Source organism: Paraburkholderia sp. BGA-UO-ETr-F21, assembly GCF_059567925.1.
In genome coordinates, this window is the sequence record NZ_JCAQOY010000009.1 from 228,423 (window position 1) to 249,583 (window position 21,161).

The following is a 21,161-nucleotide window of genomic DNA, read 5'->3' on the forward strand; positions in this document are numbered from 1 at the left end:
ACTCGCATCAGATTAAAGCGGGCATCAAACTGAAAAAGGCCTCTCTACTGTGTCACGATTCCCTGGCCGGGCCAGGTGAGCAGAAACGTCCGCATGATTGTTGAGTTAGCGGCCGTTCAATAATTCGTCGGCGGAGTGGGTGACTGACGCGGATGTTCAGATCAATTTTCGTAAGCTGCCGAAGCGCGACAATGCCGGCTCTAAACCTTGCTCCCACCCGGTTTCAGAACAAGCCGCCAGGGTCATGTCATCTGCCGGCCAGTGGGATATCTGCCGATTTGACGTTGTTGCGCGGTGCTACTCGCCACACGGCGTTCCCGACGTCGTCGGCAACGAGCAACGCCCCGTGCGCGTCCAGTGCGACGCCAACGGGTCGACCCACGGCGTAGCCGTCTGCCGTCAGAAAGCCGCTCAGGAAATCCTCAGGTACGCCGACGGGCTTTCCATCGACAAATCGCACGAACACCACCTTGTAGCCGGTACGCGGCTTACGGTTCCATGACCCATGCTGACCAACAAAAGCGCCTCCACGATAATGAGCCGGGAACAGCGTCCGGTCGTAAAAGACAAGACCTAGCGAAGCCGTATGATTGCCGAGAGCATAGTCAGGCGGGATGGCCTTTGCAACCAGATCGGGGCGTTGAGGTTTGACGCGGGTGTCGATGTGCTGGCCGTAATAGCTGTAGGGAAAGCCATAGAACGCGCCATCTTTAACGGCGGTCATGTAGTCCGGGACAAGATTGTTGCCCAGATCGTCCCGTTCATTGACTGTTGTCCACAACGCGCCGCTGTCCGGTTGCCAGGCAAGTCCATTGGCGTTGCGCAATCCAGTCGCATATGGCCGCATATGACCCGTGTCGATGTCGAACACGACGATACGCGCTCGACCTTCTTCCGCGTCGACCCCATTTTCTCCTGCGTTGCTGTTCGATCCCACGGTGATGTAGAGATGCCTGCCCGAGCGATCGGCCAGGATATTCTTGGTCCAGTGATGGTTAATCGGCCCGGCCGGCAAGTCGGCAACCTTGACGCCGGAACTCGTAATCTGGGTGGCGCCCATCACATAGTCGAAACGCAGCAGAGCGTCCGTATCGGCAACATAGAGCTGATTGCCAATGAGCGCCATCCCGAACGGCGAGTGCAGGTCGCGCAGAAACACGGTCTGCGTCCTGGCGACGCCGCTGCCATCTAAGTCGCGCAGCAGCACGATGCGATCGGGGCTTGGTACCCCGGCGCCCGCGCGTCTCATGACCTGCTTTCTCACCCAGCCAAATAGGCCGCTGCCTTCATCGTGTTCTTTTGGTGCGTCGCTTTCCGCGACCAGTACGTCACCGTTAGGCAGCGTGTAAAGCCAACGCGGGTGTGCGAGGCCACTTGCGAACTCGGTGACAGCAAAGCCGGCAGGAGCGGTAGGCATGAAGCCGTTGGGGCGCGGCTGAACCGGCGCGATGTTAACCATTGGAACCAACGATGATTCCGGAGCCGGCATGACCGGCGCCGCGCCGAAGCCCGTATCGCTTGGACTTGATGGTCCGACCGCGCAGGAGGCCAAGGGGATAACCATTAAAATTGCCAGACGGCTTAGCAGGCGCATGCGGATTCCCATCGATGAGCGTTGGTTGATGATGCATGGAAGACAGCAAGAAGCCGGCCCGCCACGTACCTCCCACGGCGCAAGTCGTTGCGTGATTCGCGCGGAAGAACTCAGCCTCCCGGCTCTTCGGCCTCGTTGACGTTACGTTGGCGACTATGCGGAAACGGCAACGGCGTCCAGCATCCGGGTTGCCCCTGCCGAGCGGTTGGTTTCCCCAAGGCAAGGTAGCTGGCATCGGCTGGGTTAGTGCGCTGTTTTTTTCGGGCTGTCGGTTCAAAATTCGCACGCTGCGCGCCTCATATGTTCCTCAAGTCGCGACAACTTGAGGAACATGAATGGCTAAGGCATACGAAAACAGACCTCCGGCGTATGACGCAGTCGCGCAGCACGCTGCACTGGCTAACTGTCCTGGTGGTCGCTATGCAATTTGTGATCGACTGAACAATGCCGCATGTTCATAAGGACACGCAGCCGGTTAGCCTGATCGCCTGGCATCTTGGCCTGGCGCGACGCTCGTCGCCGTGATGGCAATCCGGGCGGTCTGACGATTGACGCATTGGCCCACGCCAGACGAACTGCCGCCGCTACTCTGCTTCGTCTCGCGCATAACGCATGTTCTGCTCTACACCGCCCTGGCACTAGCGCCGCTGCTCGGTTGAATCAACGCGTCCTCGCACGGCTGGCCGGCCCGCTTGTTGGGCGTAGTGCCTTATCCGCCACTATGCGAAAGGGGGCTGGCCTTGGGCCACGGGAAGGGGAATCTTCCTTAACATCGAAACGGACCTGACGGCGTAGCAATGCCGAGGAAAAACGCCGCCGGTTGAGTGGACTACACTAGATACTGGCCAAAAAAGGTGTTTCATCCATGCATCATAAGTCGATTGATCAAGCGCGGACGAGAAAAGCCCAGCCAGTCTGGATCTCCGCTTGCATCGCTCTCCTGCTGTTGCCGCCAGCCCTCTTTGCCCAGGACGAAAAGCCGGGTATCGCCTTTTCCTCGATTGAGCCCGGTGCACCGCTGCCGCCAGGCTGGAAGAACCTGCCTGTTGTGCACGGCAAGCCCTTGACGCTGTACACGCTGGTTCAGGACGGCCACACTACCGTCCTGCAGGCGGACGCGAACCGCTCTGCTTCTGCGCTGATGCATGAAGGTGATATCGACCTGGAGCGAACACCTGTCGTGGCGTGGCGCTGGAAGGCAGAGCGACCGATCGATGGCGCAGACAATCGCGTCGCATCGAAGGAAGACGCCCCAGCACGACTGGTGTTCCTGTTTGACGGCGACAAAAGCAAGCTGTCGTTTTTTGACCGGGCCAAGATGGATCTGGCAAAGCGGCTTGGTGGCGAAGATCTGCCCTATGCAACGCTAATGTATATCTGGTCGACCAACGCCGCGCGAGGCGCAGTCATTGCCAATCCTCACACCGACCGCGTACAGATGATTGTGGTCTCCGGTCTTCCCGGCGACGCGGGTCAATGGCAGAACCTACGCCGCAACGTCGTGCAAGACTACGAAAAGGTCTTTCACGAATCGCCTGGGCGAGTCACCGGCTACGGGTTGCTGACCGATACCGACAATACCGGTGCTTCGGCACGCGCCTGGTACGGAGACGTCGAGTTCCTGCCGGGGCGCTGACGACGCAAAGCCGCGCACTGACGGTTCCCGGCAACGCAATGCGCGGGACTGTGCTCCGGCGTTCTGGCGTAAGCGACCGTCGACAGCATTTTCACTCCTCAACGATTCCGTCGGGGCGCAGATCAGCGAGCACAGCAGGCCGATAGGAGAAAGTCACCTGCGATCGACCCACCAGTCATGCAGTGGCGGCTGCCACTTTTGGCTCCCTGGATTGGAGTGAAGAACCGATCAGGCGATGCGGTGCAAAAGCGGGTTCGAAAGCGAGCAGCCTGAATGACCGGGCTCCCTGACCAGGTGCTACCCGCGAGTCATGGCACGCGGACAGTCAGCGCGCCGCTCTTGATCTGACGTCGCTGTTGGGCCGCGCCATGCAGCGGAGCTTTTGTATTGCATGCACCATGCATGCAGGTTGCAGCGCCATTCCCATCAGTACGGATTGAGCGGCTCGTCGAATTCCAGCAATCGATCGTCCACTTGCAGGTCTTCGGCACACTCTCCGTCCAAAGGCGGTTCGGTGCCTGCGAGCGGGAGACGGCTTCGAACCATCTTGATCAGGCGTTCGCGCACGAGGATACGTTTTGCCGTGTCCAGCTGCGCGTAGCGCTGAATTTGCGACTCCGAAAATCGCATAGTGAGCACGCATCGCGCGTCCAGTGTCGTGTCACCATGTGATTCTGTCACCCAGGACACCTGGATAAAAAATGTAGTCCCATCGTCATAACTGTTGATTGCGGGCGCCTTGGGAGACTCGAATAGGGTGGATAGCGCCAGTTCGATTTCTTCAACTCGCTGGTTCACGTCAATGTCTTTCATTGAGAATCCTCCATGCGGCCGAAGCCGCGTGTTGGTAACAGCGCATGCGAACTCGCCGCATAGTTAAACAGTTATTCGCGCCAGCGCACGTCACATCAAGCCCGGGAGCCATGCTTTTTGCCGTCCGGCGCTTACTGCGCGGACGACGCGCCGCTTGCCGCCGCATCCGGTGTAGTTGTTACCGCCGGTTCGCTCGATGTCGTGGCAGGGGTGCTCACCGGCGTGGCATCGCTCGCGCGTTTGGCCGCGTCGCTTGTGCCGGGCGTTCCGCTCAACCCTGCAGAATTGCTCATCACGCCGCTGCTTCCGGAGTTCATGGTGCCCTTGCTGTTGTCGTCCCCTTTCTTGCAGCCTGTGGCCGCCGTAGCAAGCGCTGCCATCGACAGGATCAACAGGATGTGCTTAAGATTTTCATTCATCGCCCCTCCGCCAAAAGTGGAGCCCGTGTGGCCCATTTATGAGTACAGCAAGAACCATGTCTGCCCTTCCGGCAGCCGAAGAGGCTGGACGCGTCGGCGCTACCACCCGTCTGGATCGTGGAGGAAACACCGGATGGCGCCGATCCAGAGATCGGGCATGTTCGCTTGGGAACCCGGCAGCGGTGATGCCTCGCGCTTCCAGAGCCGCAACCCGGCTTTCGATCTGGCCGACATCGTGGCCGCAAAGGATTTTTGAACCGGTGTTACGTAAGGGTGGGGGGGCTCCTGGTCGAGCCTTCCCCGCGAGCCGCCGATCATTCGCGGCACAGAGCACTACGGGTGACGCGGGTTTGTAGGGCTGACGGCAATCGCAGGAAACGATGGTTGAAATAGGCGAGCAATGCCTTAACTGTCAGGCAGCTGGCGATGATGTCAAGCACGGGTCATCGACGCAACTGGCGTCGGCGATGTTCCGTTTCAATGTGGCCCGTGCGATGGCAGCGAGCTCGGTGTCCTTGATGCACAAGGTGCGTGGCGCGCGATTCCGCACAAGCTGATGTTGCACAGGGAAGTTCTGAAGGCGAGAAGCAATAGGGGTCTCGGGCCACATGCCAGCTGAAAATCCGACTGACGCATACGTACGGATCAGGGTCGCGATGTCTTAAGCGACGGATGGCTCGCATGCCTGCGCCGCGCTCGCCAGGGCACGTGACGTGGCGCTGACACAAACCGAAGAAACACGGGATTGAACTTATGCCGCGAGACGACGAAAATTCGTGGAGTGGTCACCACCGCCAGCTGGGTCCTGGCGCCTTCACTGAAACGAACACCCAGTTCTCAACAAAGCATGCCCCCGGTTTCCTCATTTATGAATCGCCGACCTCAACGCTCGAACATCACGGTCAGACACCGGCGCGGAATGATTGCCCCACGTGTTTCGAACGAAGCTCACCACTTCGGCCATCTCGGTCGTGGTGAGTTGATCGTTGAACGCGGGCATTTTCTGTGTTTTCGCGTTGTCGTTCATCTTCGGGCTTTCGCTGCCTTCCACCACGATCCGGATAACCGAGGTCGGATCGCTGGCCATCACGAGCGGGTTGCCCGCCAGCGCCGGCGCCTTATCGGGTTGGCCCGTCCCATCCGCACGATGGCAACGTGCGCAATAGGAGAGATAGATTCCCGCGCCCGGACGCTCCAGTTCGCCGCTCTTCACCGCCCGTGCAGTCAACGTTCGTGCCTGCGGGTTGTTGTCGAACGTGCCGCTCGCGTTCCGCGCGGGCAGCGACTTCAGAAACACCGCGATCGCATGCAGGTCGGAATCGCCCAGATACTGCGTGCTGTCGCCGACCACCGGCGCCATCGCCCCGAAGGCGGTCGCGCGCGCGCCATGCCCGTCGCGCAGAAACGCCGCGATGTCATCCTGCGACCAGCGGCCTAAGCCGCTGCCCGGATCGCCGGTCAGGTTCGGCCCAAACCAGTTGTCGTTAACGCCTCCAGTCAGGTAGTGGTCGCTTTCGAAGTCATAACCCAATTCGTTGTAGGCAGGCCCACGGGGCGTATGGCACGCGCCGCAATGTCCAAGCCCTTCGACCAGATACGCTCCACGATTCCATTCAGCGCTGCGGTGCGGATTCGGAACGTACTGCTCGTGATTGCCGAACAGATGGCTCCAGAAAAACATCGCCCAGCGCTGGTTGAACGGAAACGGCAGCCTGGTCTCGGGAGCATGATTAGTCGACGGTTTCACGCCGTGCATGAAGTAGGCGTAAAGGGCGGTCACGTCGTCGTCGTTCAGTTTCGCGAACGACGGATACGGCATCGCTGGATAAAGGCGCGTGCCGTCCGGCGTCTTGCCCGAGCGCAGCACGTCGGCGAACTGGCGCAGCGTATAGCGGCCGATGCCGAAGGTCGGATCAGGCGTGATGTTGCTCGCGTAGATCGGACCGAGCGGCGAGTTGACCGGCATGCCCCCTGCGTACGGAGTCTTGTCGGCGGCGTCGTGGCAGGCGGAACAGTCGCCGGCTTTGGCGAGATACTCGCCCCGCGCGATCAGCGCGCGATCGCTTGTGAGCGCCGAACTGGCGTCGAGTCCGGCGAGCCGTTCCGAGCCGGTCCCTCTCTGGCAACCGGACAGCAGTCCGGTCGCACAGGTAACTAGAAGCAACGGGAGCGCGAACGGCAGCTTTATTCGTTTCATCGTGTCAGTACCATTTGCCGCATGGCCCGACCAGCCAGGGGGCGAGCCACACGAAGATCACGCCGACGAAGAATCCCGTGCCGACCAGCGCGCTGCATAGCGCGATGAAGCGGACCCGGCTCAAATCGTCGCCGCGCAGCTGCTTCGGCGTGCGCAGCGCTTCATGACGATGCGCGTGCGTGTGCGCGTCGGGTTCGCGCGCGACGCGTCTCGCTAGCATCAGGCCATACCACGCGAACCCCGCGCACGGCACTGCCAGCACCAGCGCGACAAGCGAGATCACGAAGATCCACGTGTCGAAGCCGCTCCATAACGGCGCTGCGCGCGGTGCGCTGACGCCGTAACAGGCGCTCGCCGACAGCACGTCGGAGACGATCACCTGCAGCAGCCACACCCCAGGGGTCCCGAACAGTCCGGCGATCGCGCAAGCCGCTAGCAGCTTGCGCCGCGGCGACACCGGTTGGGAGGGGGCGAGACCTGATGCAGGCATGACTAGCGACCCCGGAGGATGAGCGGCGACAGATACAGCGTCGAGAAGATGAACAGCCACACCACGTCGACGAAGTGCCAGTACAAGCCGCCGATCGTGATCGGCGCAATGCGTTTCGCGTCCAGATAACCGAGCGCGATCCACAGCGTCATCACGGCGAGTACGATCAGTCCGACCACCACGTGCGCCATATGGAAACCGGTGATCGTGAAGTACAGCGAGCCGTACAGATGCGCGGTCATTCCGTACGGGTGGTCGTTCCATTCCTTCACCTGGATCAGCAGGAACACGATGCCGAGCACGATCGCGGTCAGCATCAGGCCGATCGAGCTGCGCTTGCGGCCTTTCCTGAGCACGCGCTCCGCGAGCCATACGAACCCGCTGCTCGACAGCAGGAACGCGGTATTGAGTCCTCCGATGCCGATCTTGGGCATCCCTTCGGGCGGCCACGCAAGATGCGTTTGCGACTCGGAATACAGGTACGTGAAGATCAGATAGCCGAACAGACAGGCTTCGGTCGCGACCAGCGTCAGCACGCCCCACCACCCGCCCGAGTGCTCGCCCGCACTGCCAACCGGCAATGTAGCGTCGAGGTCTTGCGTGGCGACGTCGACTTGCGCGCCCGGCGACGGCGGTTCGCGCTGCGCGAGCGCGCGGCGCGGCCACAGCCACGCGAGCATCGCCGCCCCGCATGCAATGCTCATGACGAGCGCGAAGCTGGGACTGCGCAGCAGCAGCGCGACAAAGAACAGCGCGCTGAACACGCCGAGCAGGAACGGCGTGTAGCTGTCCTCCGGCATCTTCAGGATCACGTCAGCATTGCCGCCGAGCGGCGATACGCCGAGCGTTTCGCGGCCACGATGCAGCAGGTAGCCGCGCGCGAGACTCGAACGTTCGGCGCCGTCGTCGAGTTGCATGCGGTCTTCCCACAATGGATGGCGCGACGCGATCATCGGCAGCACCGCGAAGTTGTACGGCGGCGGCGGCGATGGCACCGACCATTCGAGGCTCGAAGCATCCCACGGATTTGAGCCGGCGCGCGCCCCCCGTCGGGCCGAAATCAGCGCGTTGGCGATGAACATCAGGACGCCGATGCCAAATACGAACGAGCCGATGGTGGTCAGCATGTTACTCAGGTCCCAGCCCATGCCGTCGGGATAGGTGTAGACGCGCCGGGGCATGCCGAGCAGTCCGGAGATATGCATGGGGAAAAAGCCGAGATTGAAGCCGATCAGCACGACCCAGAAGGTCAGCTTGCCGAAACGCTCGTTCATCAGCCGGCCGGTGAACTTCGGAAACCAGTAGGCGATGCCGCCCAGTACCGGAAACACGTTGATGCCGAGCAGCACGTAATGCAGATGCGCGACCACGAAGTACGTATCGTTGAGCTGCCAGTCGAGCGGCACGGCGGCGGTCATCACACCCGATACGCCGCCTATCACGAACATCAGCACGAAGCCCGCGAAATACAGGAAGGGTGTCCTGAACACCGGCCGGCCGAGCCAGATCGTCGCGATCCATGCGAACACGGCGACCGCGCTCGGCACCGAAATCAGCATGCTGGCCGCGCCGAAGATCGCCAGCGCAAGCGGGGGCAGGCCGGTCGCGAACATGTGATGAATCCACACTTCGAAGCCGATCAGCATTGTCGCGACGGTCGACACGGCGACCGCCGCGTACGCGACCAGCGGCCGGCGGCAGAAGGTGGGCAGCGCGTCGGACACGATGCCCATTGCGGGCAGTACGACCACGTAGACCCACGGATGCGCGAACATCCAGAAAAGGTGTTGCCACAGGAGCGGCCTGCCGTCGCTCGCGACGTCGAAGAAATGGGTGCCGACGTTGCGGTCCATCCACAGAAGGAAGAACGCCAGGCTCACGGCCGGCACCGCGAACAGGTTCGCGAACGAAGCGGTCAACGTGCCCCATACGATGATCGGCAAGCGGTTGATCGACATCCCGTCCGCACGCATCCGGAACAGCGTGACGACGAAGTTCGCGGCGCCGACGGTCGTCGAGATGCCGAGCAGCACCATACCGAGCGCGTACACGTCGATGTTCGGGCCGCGGTTGTAGTCGAGCGACGCGAGCGGCACGTAGTTGAACCAGCCCGCGTTGGGCGCCTCGCCGAGCGGGAAGCTCGCGTACAGGAACAGACCGGCGAACAGGAACACCCAGTACGACAGCGCGTTCAGACGCGGAAACGCCATGTCGCGGGAGCCGAGCATCAGCGGCCACAGGTAGTTCGAAAAGCCGCTTAGCACCGGCAGCGCGTACAGGAAAATCATCGTCACGCCGTGCATCGTGAACAGCTGGTTGTACTGGTCCGGCGTGAGCAGCGTCTCGTTTGGCCGCGCGAGTTGCAGGCGCATCACCAAAGCCTCGACGCCGCCGAGCAGCAGGAACACGAACGCGGTGACGATGTAGCGCAGGCCGATCTGCTTGTGATCGACCGTCGTGAGCCAGCCACGCCAGCCGGGTTCGGTTTCCCACAGCTCGTGCAGGCGACGCTCCTCGTCGGAGCCCGGCGTCACCTCGCCGATCTCCGGTTCGCGGCGGAAAGTGACCGGCCTGAGTGCGGCCAGGTCCTCGCTTCCAGTGGTGGACATGTCGGGTTCCATCAGTTGAGCGTCGCGAGGTAGGCCGCGAGATCCCGGCTGTCGGCCGGACTCAGTGCGATGTCGGGCATCAGCGCCTGCGGTTTGATTTCCTGCGCATGCGCGATCCAGTCCATCACGTTGCGAGGCGTGTTCGGCAGCGTGCCCGCGGCGATCAGGCGGCGGCTCAGCAGATGCGTGAGATCGGGCGCCTGCACGCCGGCCGCGTCGCTGCCGCGCACCGTGTGGCAACCGGCGCAGCGGTCCATGAATACGTGCTGGCCGTGCACCGCGTCGGCGCTCGTGGGCGCATCCACCGCCCGGGCTTGCGCGGTGAACCATCTGTCGTAGTCCTGCTGGCTTTCGGCGATCACTTCAAATGCCATGTGCGCATGTTGCGCGCCGCAATACTGCGTGCACTGGCCGCGATAGACACCCGGAAGATCGGCCTGAATCCATTGCCGGTTGATCTGGCCGGGAATGTTCTGCGTCTTGCCGGCCAACGCCGGCACCCAGAATGCGTGAATCACGTCCGCGCTTTTCAGATTGACCTGTACCGGCTCGCCGACCGGGATGTGAATCTCATTCGCGGTCGTGAAGTGCTGCGGACCGTTCTCGCCGTAGTCGACTTTCCACCACCAGTCGTACGCGGTGACGGTGATCGTCAGCGCCGGTTCGCGTGCCGGCGAGGCCACCGCCGCTAGTACACACAGCATGTAGACCAGAGCGGCGAGCAGGAGCGCGGTCGAGATCAGCGTGCCGATCAGCACCGCGCGGCCGCCGCCGCGCTCGGTAATCGCTTCGCCGCCCGCGCCGTTCTCCTCGATCGATGCGCGTCGGCGGAACACCGCGATCAGCAGCAGCACCGCGATCACTACGCATACGGCGACGCACAAGGTGGTCAGCGCCCAGTCCAGGATGAACACGGGCCGCGACGCGGGACCGGCGCTGTGCAGGATGTACGCGAGGGGAGTGGACTGGAGGCTCACGTCGGCGCCTGGTGGGTCTACAGTTCGCCGCGCGCTGCGAGCGCCTTGATGCGGTCGGCGGTGCGCAGCGCTATCGCCTGGATGGTCAGCGACGGATTCACGCCGCCAACAGTCGGAAACACCGAGCCATCGCAGACCCACAGGTTCGGTATATCCCAGCTTCGGCAGTCTGCGTTGACGACACTGGTCGACGGATCGCGGCCCATGCGCGCGGTGCCGTTCAGGTGGCATGTATCGTCGTTTTCGCGCCAGATCTCACTACCGCCCGCAGCCCCGAGTGCCTGTTCCATGAAGTTCAGTGAATGGGCGATCAACCGCTTGTCGTTCTCGCACAGCGAATACGTCACACGCGCGACGGGCAGGCCGTACTGATCTTTTTCGTCAGCGAGGGTCACACGGTTGCGTTCCTGCGGCAAGGTTTCGCCGACGATCTTCAAGCCGGCCTGATGGTTGTATTTGTGCATCTCGCCGGTCAACGCGTCGCCCCACAAGCCGCGGCCGTTCTGCACACCTGCCCAGCCCGCGGGCAGGGGTCCCTGGCTCATGTAGGCGTAGCCGCCGAAGAAGTCCTTACCGGTATCCTCGTAATTCCAGTGTTCGGTGATCGCGAGCGACGGCGGCCCCTTGTACCAGCGGATTTCTTCGTCGAACGTGCCGTAGACAGCCTGATTCGACTGCGCCATCAGATTCTTGCCGACGAGCCCCGAACTGTTGGCCAGGCCGTCTGGGAAGCGGCCATTGGCCGACATCAGCAACAGACGCGGCGTCTCGATCGCATAGCCGGCCACCACCACGTTTTTCGCTCGCTGGAACTGCCAGCGGCCTTCGCGCAGATAGTCGACACCGGTCGCGAGCCCGGCATCGTTTGTCACGATACGTCCGACCATTGCCAGATCGCGGATTTCGGCGCCGGCGCTCACCGCGCGAGGAATCCACGTGACCAGCGCGCTCTGTTTGGCGTTGGTCGCGCACCCCGAGGTGCAGAAGCCGCGATACACGCACGGACGCGCTTTGCCGCGCGGCGCCGACAGCGTCGCCAGAGGCGTGGCCGTCCAGTCGATGCCCAACGCTTCGGCGCCGCGCGCGAGCACGAGCGCGGCCGCATTCAATTCATGCGCCCTATACGGATAGCGCGGCCGCTTCGGCCCCCATGGATAATTCACGGGGCCCGAGATTTTCAGTGCGTCCTCGACCTGCGCGTAGTAACGCCACATCTCGCGCCAGTCGAGCGGCCAGTCGGCGCCATAGTCGAGCACGCTGCGCGACCTGAACCACTCAGGACGAAAGCGCAGCGACACCATGGCGAAGTGCACCGTGCTGCCGCCAACGGCCTTGCCGCTATTGTTATTGCCGAGCCTGAGCGGGTTCTCGCCGTCGCAGATGCGTTCGTCGGTCCAGTAGAGCTTTGCCTGATGGCTTTCGTCGGAGGCGAACTCTTCGAGTGGTCGCCACCATGCGCCTGCATCGAATGCGACGACCTTGAAGCCCAGCTCCGCGAGCCGGCAGGCGAGCGTACCGCCGCCCGCACCCGTGCCGACGATCGCGAAGTCGACCTCCTCGTCATCCGGATACTCGCGCATCGGCACCCAGCCGCCACGTTCGAACACATCGGGAGCGCGGCCGTTCCTGCCGCGCGGATGATGCTGGGCTTCATCGAGCACGCTGGTTCTCCTTGCGGGCCTTGTCTTCCTGGCCGGGTTCCGCTTCAGCGGCTTCCCACGGGTCGCGCCGATCGTAATACAGGCGTACGTAGCCCCGCGGATTGGCCGGCCCTCCGAAGCCCATTTCGCTCCACGCGTGCGGGTGCGAGTAGTACGTGCTGCAGATGTCATGCAGCAGGCGTTCGGCGAAGAAAAGATTTGCGGGCATGCCGGCCCATGTGTCGCCTGTGAGTTCGCCGCGCTGCATCGATTCGAGCAGTGCCACCTGGGTGGCCTTTTCGAGGCTTGCAAACGGTAGTTCGTGACGTGCGCGGCTCTCGGCATCCAGCGCCGCGAGTCCGGTGCGCCATGCCTGCTGAAGCGGCGGCAGGCGCGCGTCGCGATAGCCGTCGCCGGCATTTTCTGTGAGCTTCGCATCGACCAGCAGCGCAAGCGGGACAGCCGGCAACGCGTTTGCCTGCGGCACGATGCACGCGCACAGAGCACGTACCGCCAGCCACTCGACGGCGTTAAAGAAATGCGGTTCAGCGGGCGTCGCAAGCCGTTGCGCGATTACCGTGCGGGTCGCGTCGTCCCATGATGGTGTGTCACGCTTGTCGAGTACGTCGTAACCGGGGTAGCGGGTGACCCTGGACTTCTGATTCGCGTCTCTCATGTTTCGCTCTCTCTGAGTCGCAGCGCCGCGAGGCCGGCCAGCGCCAGCGCCGAAAAGCTCGGTGGTGCGGGTAACGGTGGTCCGCTAAAGAGATTCTGGCTCCAGTTGCGCCAGCCGCCTTGCCGACGAGCAATGCCGCGCGCGTGGAAGCCGGCGCCGACGAAGCCGAGCGCGGTCGTAACCCGCAGCCAGAGCCGCGTGAACCAGCGCTCGCGTGGCACGCCGAGCGCTGCTTGGGCGAGCAGGGCCGCAGCGAGCGGCGGCACGACGACCGGCGCATACATCGCACGATGCTGGAACGCGCCGCGAAAATGCAGCAGCGCGACTTCTCCGACCGTACCGATCAACCCCGCGCTGACCAGCAGGCCAAGCGCGCGACCGGCCGGCATGCCGACCAGTTGGGGGTCGTGCGCGGGCTCGTCGCGCAACTGTTCGGCGACGGCGCCCAGCGCGCCAGAGAGCAGCAGTGCCATCGGCGCACCGATGGGCGCCGCATGAAACAGGTTGTTCCAGCTCCAGGCGCCCGGCCGCTTCGTGACGTTGTAAAGATGGAAGCCCGTGCCCGCGATGCCCGCGACGGCCGCAGCCAGATAAATCGCGTGGCGTAGCTGGTGCTTCTCCTGCCGATGATCCCGCCCGCCATGCAGACCGGCCAGCAGCGAAAGCGTGGCTGAGACGAGCGGCGTATACATCACGGGGTTGTCGAACGAGCCGCGATAGTGCTCCATTGCGCTGTCGGCGAGTACGGAGAGCGCAAGCAGCGCGGAACTGTGATTAAAGCGTCGGGCTGCTTCGATGTGGGTCTGGACGCCGGATGGCCGAAGCACGGGCAACAAAGCGGATTGCGAAGGCGCGGCAAAGTTGCTCGCACTCAGGGCGCGCTCTATCGCGCCAGTCGTTTCGACACCATCGCCGTGGCGTTTCACCCGCAGCGCAAATGCGGTCACTGCTGTAACGCCCGCCACTGCGCACAGCAGCCCCGTAAGTCGTTGAGAACTCATGGACGAGGATCCCTTCGTTATCCGATTTGATACGCCGCAGCGTCGCGAGATTTGAATTCGAGTCCGCAACCGGGGCGCCTCAGGTCGGGCGCTATAGCCCCGTCCATGGCCCGCGGCGCGCCGTCGAACAGCATCGACTCGATCCGCACGTGATCGTGAAACCATTCCTGATGACGCAGGCGCGGCACGGCGCATGCAACGTGTACATGCAAGGCGGGCGCGCAGTGAGCCGACAGCGGCACGTGAAAGGCATCGCAGAGATCGGCGGCCTGCATGAAGCCGGTGATGCCGCCACAGCGGCTCACGTCGGCCTGAAGAACATCGACCGATTGCGCGGCCAGTAACTGCCGGAAGTCGTCGAGCGTGTAGCCGTATTCGCCAGCGGCGATCTCCATGCCGGCTGGCGCGTGCTCGCGCACGAAACGCAAGCCGGCGGTGTCGTCCGAAGAGACCGGTTCTTCGAACCATTCAACGCCGCGCTCCGCGAAATGCTGCGCCCAATGCAGCGCGGGCTGCGGAGTGAATGCACCGTTGGCGTCGACAAAGAGGCCTGCGTCGCCAATCGCCGCACGCGCCGCTTCCACGCGTGCAGGATCGTTCTCCGGCTCACTCCCGATCTTGATCTTGACCCAACGGCAGCCATCACGCTCCACCCAGCCAGCTAGCTGCTCGCGCATCTGTTTGTCACTGTATGTGGTGAAGCCGCCGCTGCCATAGAGCGGCACGGATTCGCGCGCCGCGCCGAGCAGGCGCACGAGCGGCACGCCGAGCAGTTTCGCTTTCAGGTCCCACAGCGCGCAATCCATTGCTGAGATCGCTGTGGCCGCCAGACCCGAACGCCCGAGATTGCGTACCTGACGCTGCATGCGCTGCCAGACAGCGCGAATATCCCATACGTCGCTGTGCAGGACGCATTCGCCAAGCGTGTCGTGAATCAACGTGACAACGCTTTTATCGCTATACGTGTAGCCGATGCCGGTTTGCCCGGCGGCGTCCATTTCGACGACGACCAGTGTGGTCGCCTTCCACGCGAAGGTGCCGTCCGCTTCGGGCGCGTCGGTCGGGATGCGGTAGGCCCTCGCGCGTAGTCGGTTCACGGGCGCTTGCGCGGCGTCGCGGGTTACGGTGCGATCGGTCATGTCGGCACGCTTACTTGTCGTGATGACCGGGGAGGACTGCGCCGAGCACCTGTTTGGCCGTTTCGACGATCACGTTGCCTTCGTTCGGATCGCCCTTTATCAAGGTCGAAGCAAACGCCTTGGCCTGCGCGAGCGTGATGTGCGGGGGCAGCGGTGCGATATTCGGATCGGCTTTGACTTCGATGACGACCGGACGATCCGCGGCCAGTGCTTCGTCCCATGCGGCGCCCATCTGTTCATCGGTGTCGACGTAAATACCTTTGAGGCCAATCAGTTCCGCGAACTTGTGATACGGCACGGACGGGATATCCTGCGACGCTTCGAACTTGGGATCGCCTTCCATGGCGCGCTGCTCCCAAGTCACCTGGTTGAGGTCCGCGTTGTTCAGCACCATGCAGATCCAGCGCGGATCGGCCCAGTCTTTCCAGTACTTTGAAACGGTGATCAGTTCAGCCATGTTGTTCATCTGCATGGCACCGTCGCCGACCAGCGCGATGACGGGACGCTCGGGAAACGCGAACTTGGCTGCGATCGCATAGGGCACCGCGGCGCCCATCGACGCGAGGCCGCCCGAGAGCGAACACATCATGCCGCGCTGGACCTTCAGATCGCGCGCGTACCAGTTTGCGCAGGAGCCGGAATCGCTCGTCACGATCGAGTTGGCCGGAATGCGCTTCGACAATTCCCACACGGTGCGCTGCGGATTGACCGCGTCCTTGCCAGCCTCATGCGCGCGCTTGTCGAGCGTCTTCCACCAGTCCTCCGTCCAGCTTTCGATCTTCTTTCGCCATGCACGATCCTTTTTCTCTTCGAGAAGCGGCAGCAATGCACGCAAGGTTTCGACACTATCGCCAACGAGATTGACTTCCATCGGATAGCGCAGACTCAGCATGTCGGCCTTCAGGTCGATCTGTACGCCCCGAGCGGCACCTTCCTTCGGCAGAAATTCCGAGTAAGGGAAGCCCGAGCCGATCATGAGCAGCGTGTCGCATTCCATCATGAGGTCATAGCTCGGCTTGGTGCCTAGCAGACCGATGGAGCCGGTCACCCATGGCAAATCGTCCGGCAGGACCGCCTTGCCGAGCAGCGCCTTGGCGACGCCCGCACCGAGCTTTTCGGCGACGGCGATGACTTCGTCCGTTGCGTGCAGTGCACCGGCGCCCACGAGGATCGCCACTTTCTTGCCAGCGTTGAGTACCTCGGCGGCCTGCTGCAGATCGTCGGGATAGGGCACGAGACGCGGCGCGCGATAACCGACGCCCGAATGGAGCGTACCGTGCTTGCGGCCCGGCGCTTCATAGGGCAGATCCTGCAAATCGTTCGGGAGGATGATCGCCGTGACCTTACGCTCGGCCACCGCCGTGCGGATAGCACGGTCGACGAGATGGCGCACCTGCGCAGGGACCGAGGCCTGTTCGATGAAAGCGCCGGCGACGTCCTTGAACATCGAAGCTAGATCGAGTTCCTGCTGGTAATGGCCACCGAGCGCGGCGCGGGCCTGCTGCCCGGTGATGGCGAGCACGGGCATGTGATCCATTCTCGCGTCGTAGAGACCGGTGATCAGATGCGATGCGCCGGGCCCCGACGTCGCGATGCAAACCCCGAGCTCGCCGGTAAATTTCGCGTGAGCCGACGCCATGAAGGCGGCCATTTCTTCATGCCGGACCTGCACGAACTCGATGGGCTGGGTCGGGTTGCCGGATTTTGAGTTTCTGGCTTCGGACTGGGCACGGTTGAGTGCGCCGAAGACACCGTTGATCCCGTCGCCGGGATATCCATAAATGCGCCGGACACCCCATGCCTGAAGCCGCCCGACAATAAAGTCACCTACGGTTTGCGCCATCTCAGTCTCCCAATCGTCACGCTGGCATAAGCGAGCTGTACGTGAGGGTCGCAAGTATCGTTCCGCGTTATTGCAAACCGTAATCTCCGCGATTTCCGCTGAATGTGGTAAGCGCAAACAGCGCCCGTGAGTTCGCAATGAAGAGTCATTTAAGGACTGAAGCGCATTGGTTCGGCGTCACCGGAATTCCCAGCCTCGCTACGCTTCTCCTCGCTTATCTTCTCCCACTATGACCGTTGTCAACGACGCGAACGCGAAACGCGGCACGTCGAGATTCTGCGGTGCGGGCTTTTCTTTAAAGCCGCGGCCGGCCATGTCGTACGTCGAGCCGTGACACGGGCATAAAAATCCGCCCGGCCAGCTATCGGGCAGGTTCGCCTGTGGACCTGCCTCGAAGCGAGGGCGGGGCGTGCACCCGAGATGTGTAGAAACGCCCACGACGACAAGCAGGTTCTGATGGTCGGCGCGCGAGCGATATTCGTTTTTGTAGTAGTCAGGCATCGGCATCGAGAACGGCCGCTCTGTCGACGGATCAGCGACCATGGAGTTCGCGAGAACGACTGCTCTGAGCATTGCTGGTGTGCGATTGACAAGAAAAACGGGCACTCCGCGCCACGCAACTGTGATCATGGCTCCTGGCAGCATCGGGCTGATATCAACCCTGACGGGCGCACCTGCAGCCCTGCTTTTCTCCGGTGGCCCCATTGAGGCCACGAAAGGCAGCAGGGTTGCAACGGCCGCCGTCCCGCCTGCGATTGTCGTGGCGACCAGCCACTGGCGGCGGCTGATATCTTCGTGCGGAAACCGAACAGATTCCATCTCCTGCTCCCGAAACCGATCCCGGGCTTAAGGACGGTTTGATCCGGAATTGAAGTGCGAGTTCGTGGGCCCAATCGTTTTCACCTACTTCCGGTGCCTGACCGAACGAACAACGCCCTGCATCAGGGCCGGCAGAAAACCACTCGTGATTCGCCATGAATGAAAGCGTGCCGGGAGTGAGACGCATTGCGACCAGATGTGCACATGTGCGAGATTGGTTTCAAGGTACGGGCGCTTCCGGAATAGTTCGCGGGAGGCTTCGCGGCGTAAACGGCCCGCTTGGGCGAAATGGATGTCAGATGTTACGCATCGGACGGCACAGCGCGAGACTTTGAACGCATGGGAACAAAAACTGCTCCGTGACGGGTTACTGGTAGAGGACCGTTTGCATGCGCGCCGCTCGCACGTTCTTACCCGGCCCACTTATTCGCGCGTTTAACAGGAATATCTTATGTCCAGGATCGTCGTGGTGACAGGAGCCGGTGCGGGTGTCGGGCGCGCAACCGTCGCGGAGTTCGCCCGGCACGGGTATGACGTCGCGTTGCTTTCGCGTGATAAAGGCCGGATCGATCGTGCCGCCGCTGACCTGAAAGCGTCGTATGGCGTACGGGTCCTCGGCATCCCGACGGACGTGGCCGATGCCGAAGCTGTCGAGTCAGCCGCCTCGCTGGCCGAGCGGGAGCTGGGACCAATCGATGTCTGGGTCAACGTTGCAATGGCCACGGTGTTCGCCCCGGTCTCGAAGCTCACCGCTCAGGAGTTTGAGCGGGGTACCAGGGTCACTTATCTGGGTCAGGTGCACGGTACGATGGCGGCACTTTCGCGCATGCGCACGAGAAACCGCGGGACAATCGTCAACGTCGGCTCGGCACTGGGATATCGATCGGTGCCGCTCCAGTCGATCTATTGCGGAGCCAAGTTCGCCGTGCGGGGCTTTACGGATGCACTTCGATCCGAAATCATTCATGACGGACTGGACGTCCACCTGACGATGGTTGACCTGCCCGCCGTCAATACCCCGCAATTCGATTGGGCGTTAAACAAGATGGGCAAAAGGGCACAGCCAGTAGCGCCAATTTACGAACCGGAAGTGGCCGCGCGAGCTATTTTCTTTGCGGCAACACACAGGCGCCGTGAAGTCTGGGTGGGGTTTCCCACCGTCAGGGCGATTCTCGCGAATCGCATCGCTCCAGGGCTGATCGACAGATATCTCGCAAGCGCCGGCTATAAAGGTCAGCTTACTGATGAGCCACTCTCCCCCGATGCGCCTGCCAACCTCTTTGAACCCGTGCCAGGCGACTATGGTGCTCACGGCCGTTTTGACAGCCGGTCGAGGACACGCAGCTGGGAAATGTTTACAAACAGGCATCGCGACGCTTTCTGGGCGTTGACGGGCGTCGCGATACTGGGCGGGATTGGTGTGCTGCTTGGCAGGAAACGCGAGAAATAAAAATCGCGGCGTGCAGGAGAAAATCCCGCGCCGTTGCGGCGGGCCACAGGGGAGCGGAGCGTGAGCAAGCTGATCGAAGATTACGCCCTTCTGGGCGATGGCGAAACCGCCGCGCTGGTGGGGAAGGACGGTTCGATCGACTGGTTATGCTGGCCGCGTTTTGACGACGACGCATGTTTTGCGGCGCTGCTCGGGGCAAACGACCACGGTCATTGGTCGCTTGCACCCGCGGGCGACGTAACCGGTCAAAGCCGCCGCTATCAGGAAGACACGCTGATCATGGAAACAGACTTCCAGACGGCGGACGGCGAGGTAAGAATCATCGATTTCATGCCGGTTCGCAAGACTTTTTCATCGCTTGTGCGTATCGCGACCGGATTGCGGGGAACCGTGAAAATGCGCAGCACCTTACGCCTTCGTTTCGACTACGGCGCCTTGCCCCCATGGAGTGTTGCCGACGGCGATGACATGATCGCGAAGGTCGGCCCGAATCTCATTGTATTGCGCGCGCCGCTAAGGCTGAACGTGACTTCCGACGCCGCCGGGGCAGATTTCGACGTCTCGGAAGGACAACGAATTGCCTTTGTCCTGAGTTACGCCCGTTCGGACGAAGGACCACCGGAGCCTATAGATGCCGAGGCGGCGCTCGCCTCGACGCAGGATTTCTGGCGCGACTGGATTGGCCGCTTTGATAATTCGAAAACCGACTGGCCGTTTCAGGTCCGGCGCTCCCTGATAACACTCAAGGCATTGATTCACCGGCGCAGCGGTGGTCTGGTCGCGGCGCCCACCACGTCGCTTCCCGAGGCGCCCGGCGGCGAAATGAACTGGGACTATCGCTACTGCTGGTTGCGCGATGCGAGTTTTACCCTCACAGCGCTCCTGAATGCTGGCTACCACGAGGAGGCAGAAGGCTGGCGAAACTGGTTACTTCGCGCCATTGCAGGGTCGCCCGATAACATGCGCATCATGTATCGCGTTGACGGCGCACGGCACCTACCCGAGTGGACCGTGGACACGCTGCCCGGTTACCGTTTCGCGAAACCTGTGCGAATTGGCAACGCGGCATCGACGCAGCACCAGCTCGATGTCTATGGAGAAGTGCTTGACTGCCTCGACCTCGCCAGACGGGGCGGGGTCGCATCATCGGACCAGGAATTCGCTATTGAAGAGAGACTTGTCGAGCATCTCGAGGCAGTCTGGCAGACGGTCGGATCGGGAGTGTGGGAGTCACGAGCGGAACCGCGCCACTATACTTATTCAAAAGTCATGGTGTGGGTTGCATTCGACCGCTTCGTGAGTCGCCACTCAACGAGCAATCTCGTTAGTCGTGAGATGCTAAACCGGATCGCAGCGCTGCGGCAGACGGTGCACGACGAAATCTACCGTGAAGGCTGGAACGAGGGTCTGGGTACGTTCACGCAACACTACGGTTCACAGACGCTGGACGCCAGTCTTCTTCTGCTGCCACTCGTCGGCTTTCTTCCTGTCGATGACCCCCGGATGGCCTCGACGATTGCAACGATCGAACGCGAACTATCCGAAGGCGGCCTGATTCGACGCAAGAAGCCGAGCGCAGACGGACCAAAAGAGGGCGCGTTCCTGGCTTGCTCGGGCTGGATGTCGGAATGCATGCAGCTGCAGGGCCGCCACAAGGACGCGCGGGAGCAGTTCGAGCGCCTGCTCGTGGTCGCCAACGATGTGGGCCTGCTCGCAGAAGAGTACAACGTGCCAGGTGGTCATCTGGCCGGAAATTTCCCGCAGGCTTTGACCCACCTCGCTATTGTGAACGCTGCACTCGCTCTCAGTGGTCCTACGTTACAGCGCGGCGGCCGGTCCTGCGGCTCCAGAATCTGAC

The 21,161-nt window shown here is 62.3% G+C and carries 17 protein-coding genes; 4 read left to right on the top strand and 13 right to left on the bottom strand.

Annotated features, from left to right (window positions below; translation table 11 throughout):
• Positions 1-247 precede the first annotated feature (247 nt).
• Positions 248-1,594 carry a PQQ-dependent sugar dehydrogenase gene (locus AC57B1_RS09150; protein ID WP_496417306.1) on the bottom strand — a complete coding sequence of 449 codons (1,347 nt, stop codon included), beginning with the start codon at positions 1,592-1,594 and terminating at the stop codon, positions 248-250.
• 865 nt (positions 1,595-2,459) lie between these two features.
• Here AC57B1_RS09150 and AC57B1_RS09155 point away from each other — a divergent pair.
• Positions 2,460-3,230: a DUF3047 domain-containing protein gene (locus AC57B1_RS09155; protein WP_496417307.1), complete on the top strand. Its 771-nt coding sequence runs from the start codon at positions 2,460-2,462 to the stop codon at positions 3,228-3,230.
• Positions 3,231-3,656: 426 nt separating this feature from the next.
• On the opposite strand, the gene AC57B1_RS09160 is transcribed toward AC57B1_RS09155, so the two are convergent.
• Complete coding sequence (locus AC57B1_RS09160; protein ID WP_496417308.1) at positions 3,657-4,043, bottom strand: DUF3022 domain-containing protein; 387 nt, start codon at positions 4,041-4,043, stop codon at positions 3,657-3,659.
• 131 nt (positions 4,044-4,174) lie between these two features.
• Positions 4,175-4,462, bottom strand: a complete 288-nt coding sequence (locus AC57B1_RS09165; protein ID WP_496417309.1) for a hypothetical protein — start codon at positions 4,460-4,462, stop codon at positions 4,175-4,177.
• A gap of 133 nt (positions 4,463-4,595) precedes the next feature.
• Between AC57B1_RS09165 and AC57B1_RS09170 the strand changes: the two genes are divergently transcribed.
• Complete coding sequence (locus AC57B1_RS09170; RefSeq protein ID WP_496417310.1) at positions 4,596-4,718, top strand: hypothetical protein; 123 nt, start codon at positions 4,596-4,598, stop codon at positions 4,716-4,718.
• A 606-nt stretch (positions 4,719-5,324) separates the two neighbouring features.
• Here AC57B1_RS09170 and AC57B1_RS09175 read toward each other — a convergent pair.
• The 10 genes from AC57B1_RS09175 to petA all read right to left on the bottom strand — a co-directional run bounded on the left by AC57B1_RS09175 (position 5,325) and on the right by petA (position 17,853).
• Positions 5,325-6,659, bottom strand: a complete 1,335-nt coding sequence (locus AC57B1_RS09175; protein ID WP_496417311.1) for a cytochrome c — start codon at positions 6,657-6,659, stop codon at positions 5,325-5,327.
• 4 nt (positions 6,660-6,663) lie between these two features.
• The gene (locus AC57B1_RS09180) at positions 6,664-7,149 is read right to left on the bottom strand and encodes a hypothetical protein (protein ID WP_496417312.1); all 486 of its coding nucleotides are present in this window, start codon (positions 7,147-7,149) and stop codon (positions 6,664-6,666) included.
• A gap of 2 nt (positions 7,150-7,151) precedes the next feature.
• Positions 7,152-9,758: a cytochrome c oxidase subunit I gene (gene ctaD / locus AC57B1_RS09185; protein WP_496417313.1), complete on the bottom strand. Its 2,607-nt coding sequence runs from the start codon at positions 9,756-9,758 to the stop codon at positions 7,152-7,154.
• Between the two features lie 11 nt (positions 9,759-9,769).
• A complete protein-coding gene (gene coxB, locus AC57B1_RS09190; protein WP_496417380.1) occupies positions 9,770-10,870 on the bottom strand; it encodes a cytochrome c oxidase subunit II in 1,101 nt (366 codons plus the stop codon).
• The gene (locus tag AC57B1_RS09195; protein WP_496417314.1) at positions 10,753-12,396 is read right to left on the bottom strand and encodes a GMC family oxidoreductase; all 1,644 of its coding nucleotides are present in this window, start codon (positions 12,394-12,396) and stop codon (positions 10,753-10,755) included. The genes coxB and AC57B1_RS09195 overlap by 118 nt, the downstream gene beginning before the upstream one ends.
• Complete coding sequence (locus tag AC57B1_RS09200; protein ID WP_496417315.1) at positions 12,386-13,051, bottom strand: gluconate 2-dehydrogenase subunit 3 family protein; 666 nt, start codon at positions 13,049-13,051, stop codon at positions 12,386-12,388. Before AC57B1_RS09200 ends, AC57B1_RS09195 begins: the two co-directional genes overlap by 11 nt.
• A complete protein-coding gene (locus AC57B1_RS09205) occupies positions 13,048-14,052 on the bottom strand; it encodes a hypothetical protein (RefSeq protein WP_496417316.1) in 1,005 nt (334 codons plus the stop codon). Before AC57B1_RS09205 ends, AC57B1_RS09200 begins: the two co-directional genes overlap by 4 nt.
• Positions 14,053-14,069: 17 nt before the next feature.
• Positions 14,070-15,191, bottom strand: coding sequence for an enolase C-terminal domain-like protein (locus AC57B1_RS09210; protein ID WP_496417317.1), 1,122 nt, complete (start codon positions 15,189-15,191; stop codon positions 14,070-14,072).
• Between the two features lie 10 nt (positions 15,192-15,201).
• On the bottom strand, positions 15,202-17,034 hold the full coding sequence (locus AC57B1_RS09215; protein WP_496417318.1) for a thiamine pyrophosphate-requiring protein: 1,833 nt from the start codon (positions 17,032-17,034) through the stop codon (positions 15,202-15,204).
• Positions 17,035-17,232: 198 nt separating this feature from the next.
• Positions 17,233-17,853: a ubiquinol-cytochrome c reductase iron-sulfur subunit gene (gene petA / locus AC57B1_RS09220; RefSeq protein ID WP_496417319.1), complete on the bottom strand. Its 621-nt coding sequence runs from the start codon at positions 17,851-17,853 to the stop codon at positions 17,233-17,235.
• 451 nt (positions 17,854-18,304) lie between these two features.
• Here petA and AC57B1_RS09225 point away from each other — a divergent pair, with 451 nt between their 5' ends.
• Positions 18,305-19,303 carry an SDR family oxidoreductase gene (locus AC57B1_RS09225; RefSeq protein WP_496417320.1) on the top strand — a complete coding sequence of 333 codons (999 nt, stop codon included), beginning with the start codon at positions 18,305-18,307 and terminating at the stop codon, positions 19,301-19,303.
• A 60-nt stretch (positions 19,304-19,363) separates the two neighbouring features.
• A complete protein-coding gene (locus tag AC57B1_RS09230) occupies positions 19,364-21,160 on the top strand; it encodes a glycoside hydrolase family 15 protein (RefSeq protein WP_496417321.1) in 1,797 nt (598 codons plus the stop codon).
• The last annotated feature ends 1 nt before the right edge of the window (position 21,161 follow it).

What these genes read in the sequence shown, in the direction of transcription:
- AC57B1_RS09150 (WP_496417306.1), bottom strand. Translation starts at nt 1,594, where the DNA reads ATGCGCCTGCTAAGCCGTCTGGCAATTTTAATGGTTATCCCCTTGGCC.
- AC57B1_RS09155 (WP_496417307.1), top strand. Translation starts at nt 2,460, where the DNA reads ATGCATCATAAGTCGATTGATCAAGCGCGGACGAGAAAAGCCCAGCCA.
- AC57B1_RS09160 (WP_496417308.1), bottom strand. Translation starts at nt 4,043, where the DNA reads ATGAAAGACATTGACGTGAACCAGCGAGTTGAAGAAATCGAACTGGCG.
- AC57B1_RS09165 (WP_496417309.1), bottom strand. Translation starts at nt 4,462, where the DNA reads ATGAATGAAAATCTTAAGCACATCCTGTTGATCCTGTCGATGGCAGCG.
- AC57B1_RS09170 (WP_496417310.1), top strand. Translation starts at nt 4,596, where the DNA reads ATGGCGCCGATCCAGAGATCGGGCATGTTCGCTTGGGAACCCGGCAGC.
- AC57B1_RS09175 (WP_496417311.1), bottom strand. Translation starts at nt 6,659, where the DNA reads ATGAAACGAATAAAGCTGCCGTTCGCGCTCCCGTTGCTTCTAGTTACC.
- AC57B1_RS09180 (WP_496417312.1), bottom strand. Translation starts at nt 7,149, where the DNA reads ATGCCTGCATCAGGTCTCGCCCCCTCCCAACCGGTGTCGCCGCGGCGC.
- ctaD (WP_496417313.1), bottom strand. Translation starts at nt 9,758, where the DNA reads ATGTCCACCACTGGAAGCGAGGACCTGGCCGCACTCAGGCCGGTCACT.
- AC57B1_RS09200 (WP_496417315.1), bottom strand. Translation starts at nt 13,051, where the DNA reads ATGAGAGACGCGAATCAGAAGTCCAGGGTCACCCGCTACCCCGGTTAC.
- AC57B1_RS09205 (WP_496417316.1), bottom strand. Translation starts at nt 14,052, where the DNA reads ATGAGTTCTCAACGACTTACGGGGCTGCTGTGCGCAGTGGCGGGCGTT.
- AC57B1_RS09210 (WP_496417317.1), bottom strand. Translation starts at nt 15,191, where the DNA reads ATGACCGATCGCACCGTAACCCGCGACGCCGCGCAAGCGCCCGTGAAC.
- AC57B1_RS09215 (WP_496417318.1), bottom strand. Translation starts at nt 17,034, where the DNA reads ATGGCGCAAACCGTAGGTGACTTTATTGTCGGGCGGCTTCAGGCATGG.
- petA (WP_496417319.1), bottom strand. Translation starts at nt 17,853, where the DNA reads ATGGAATCTGTTCGGTTTCCGCACGAAGATATCAGCCGCCGCCAGTGG.
- AC57B1_RS09225 (WP_496417320.1), top strand. Translation starts at nt 18,305, where the DNA reads ATGTCCAGGATCGTCGTGGTGACAGGAGCCGGTGCGGGTGTCGGGCGC.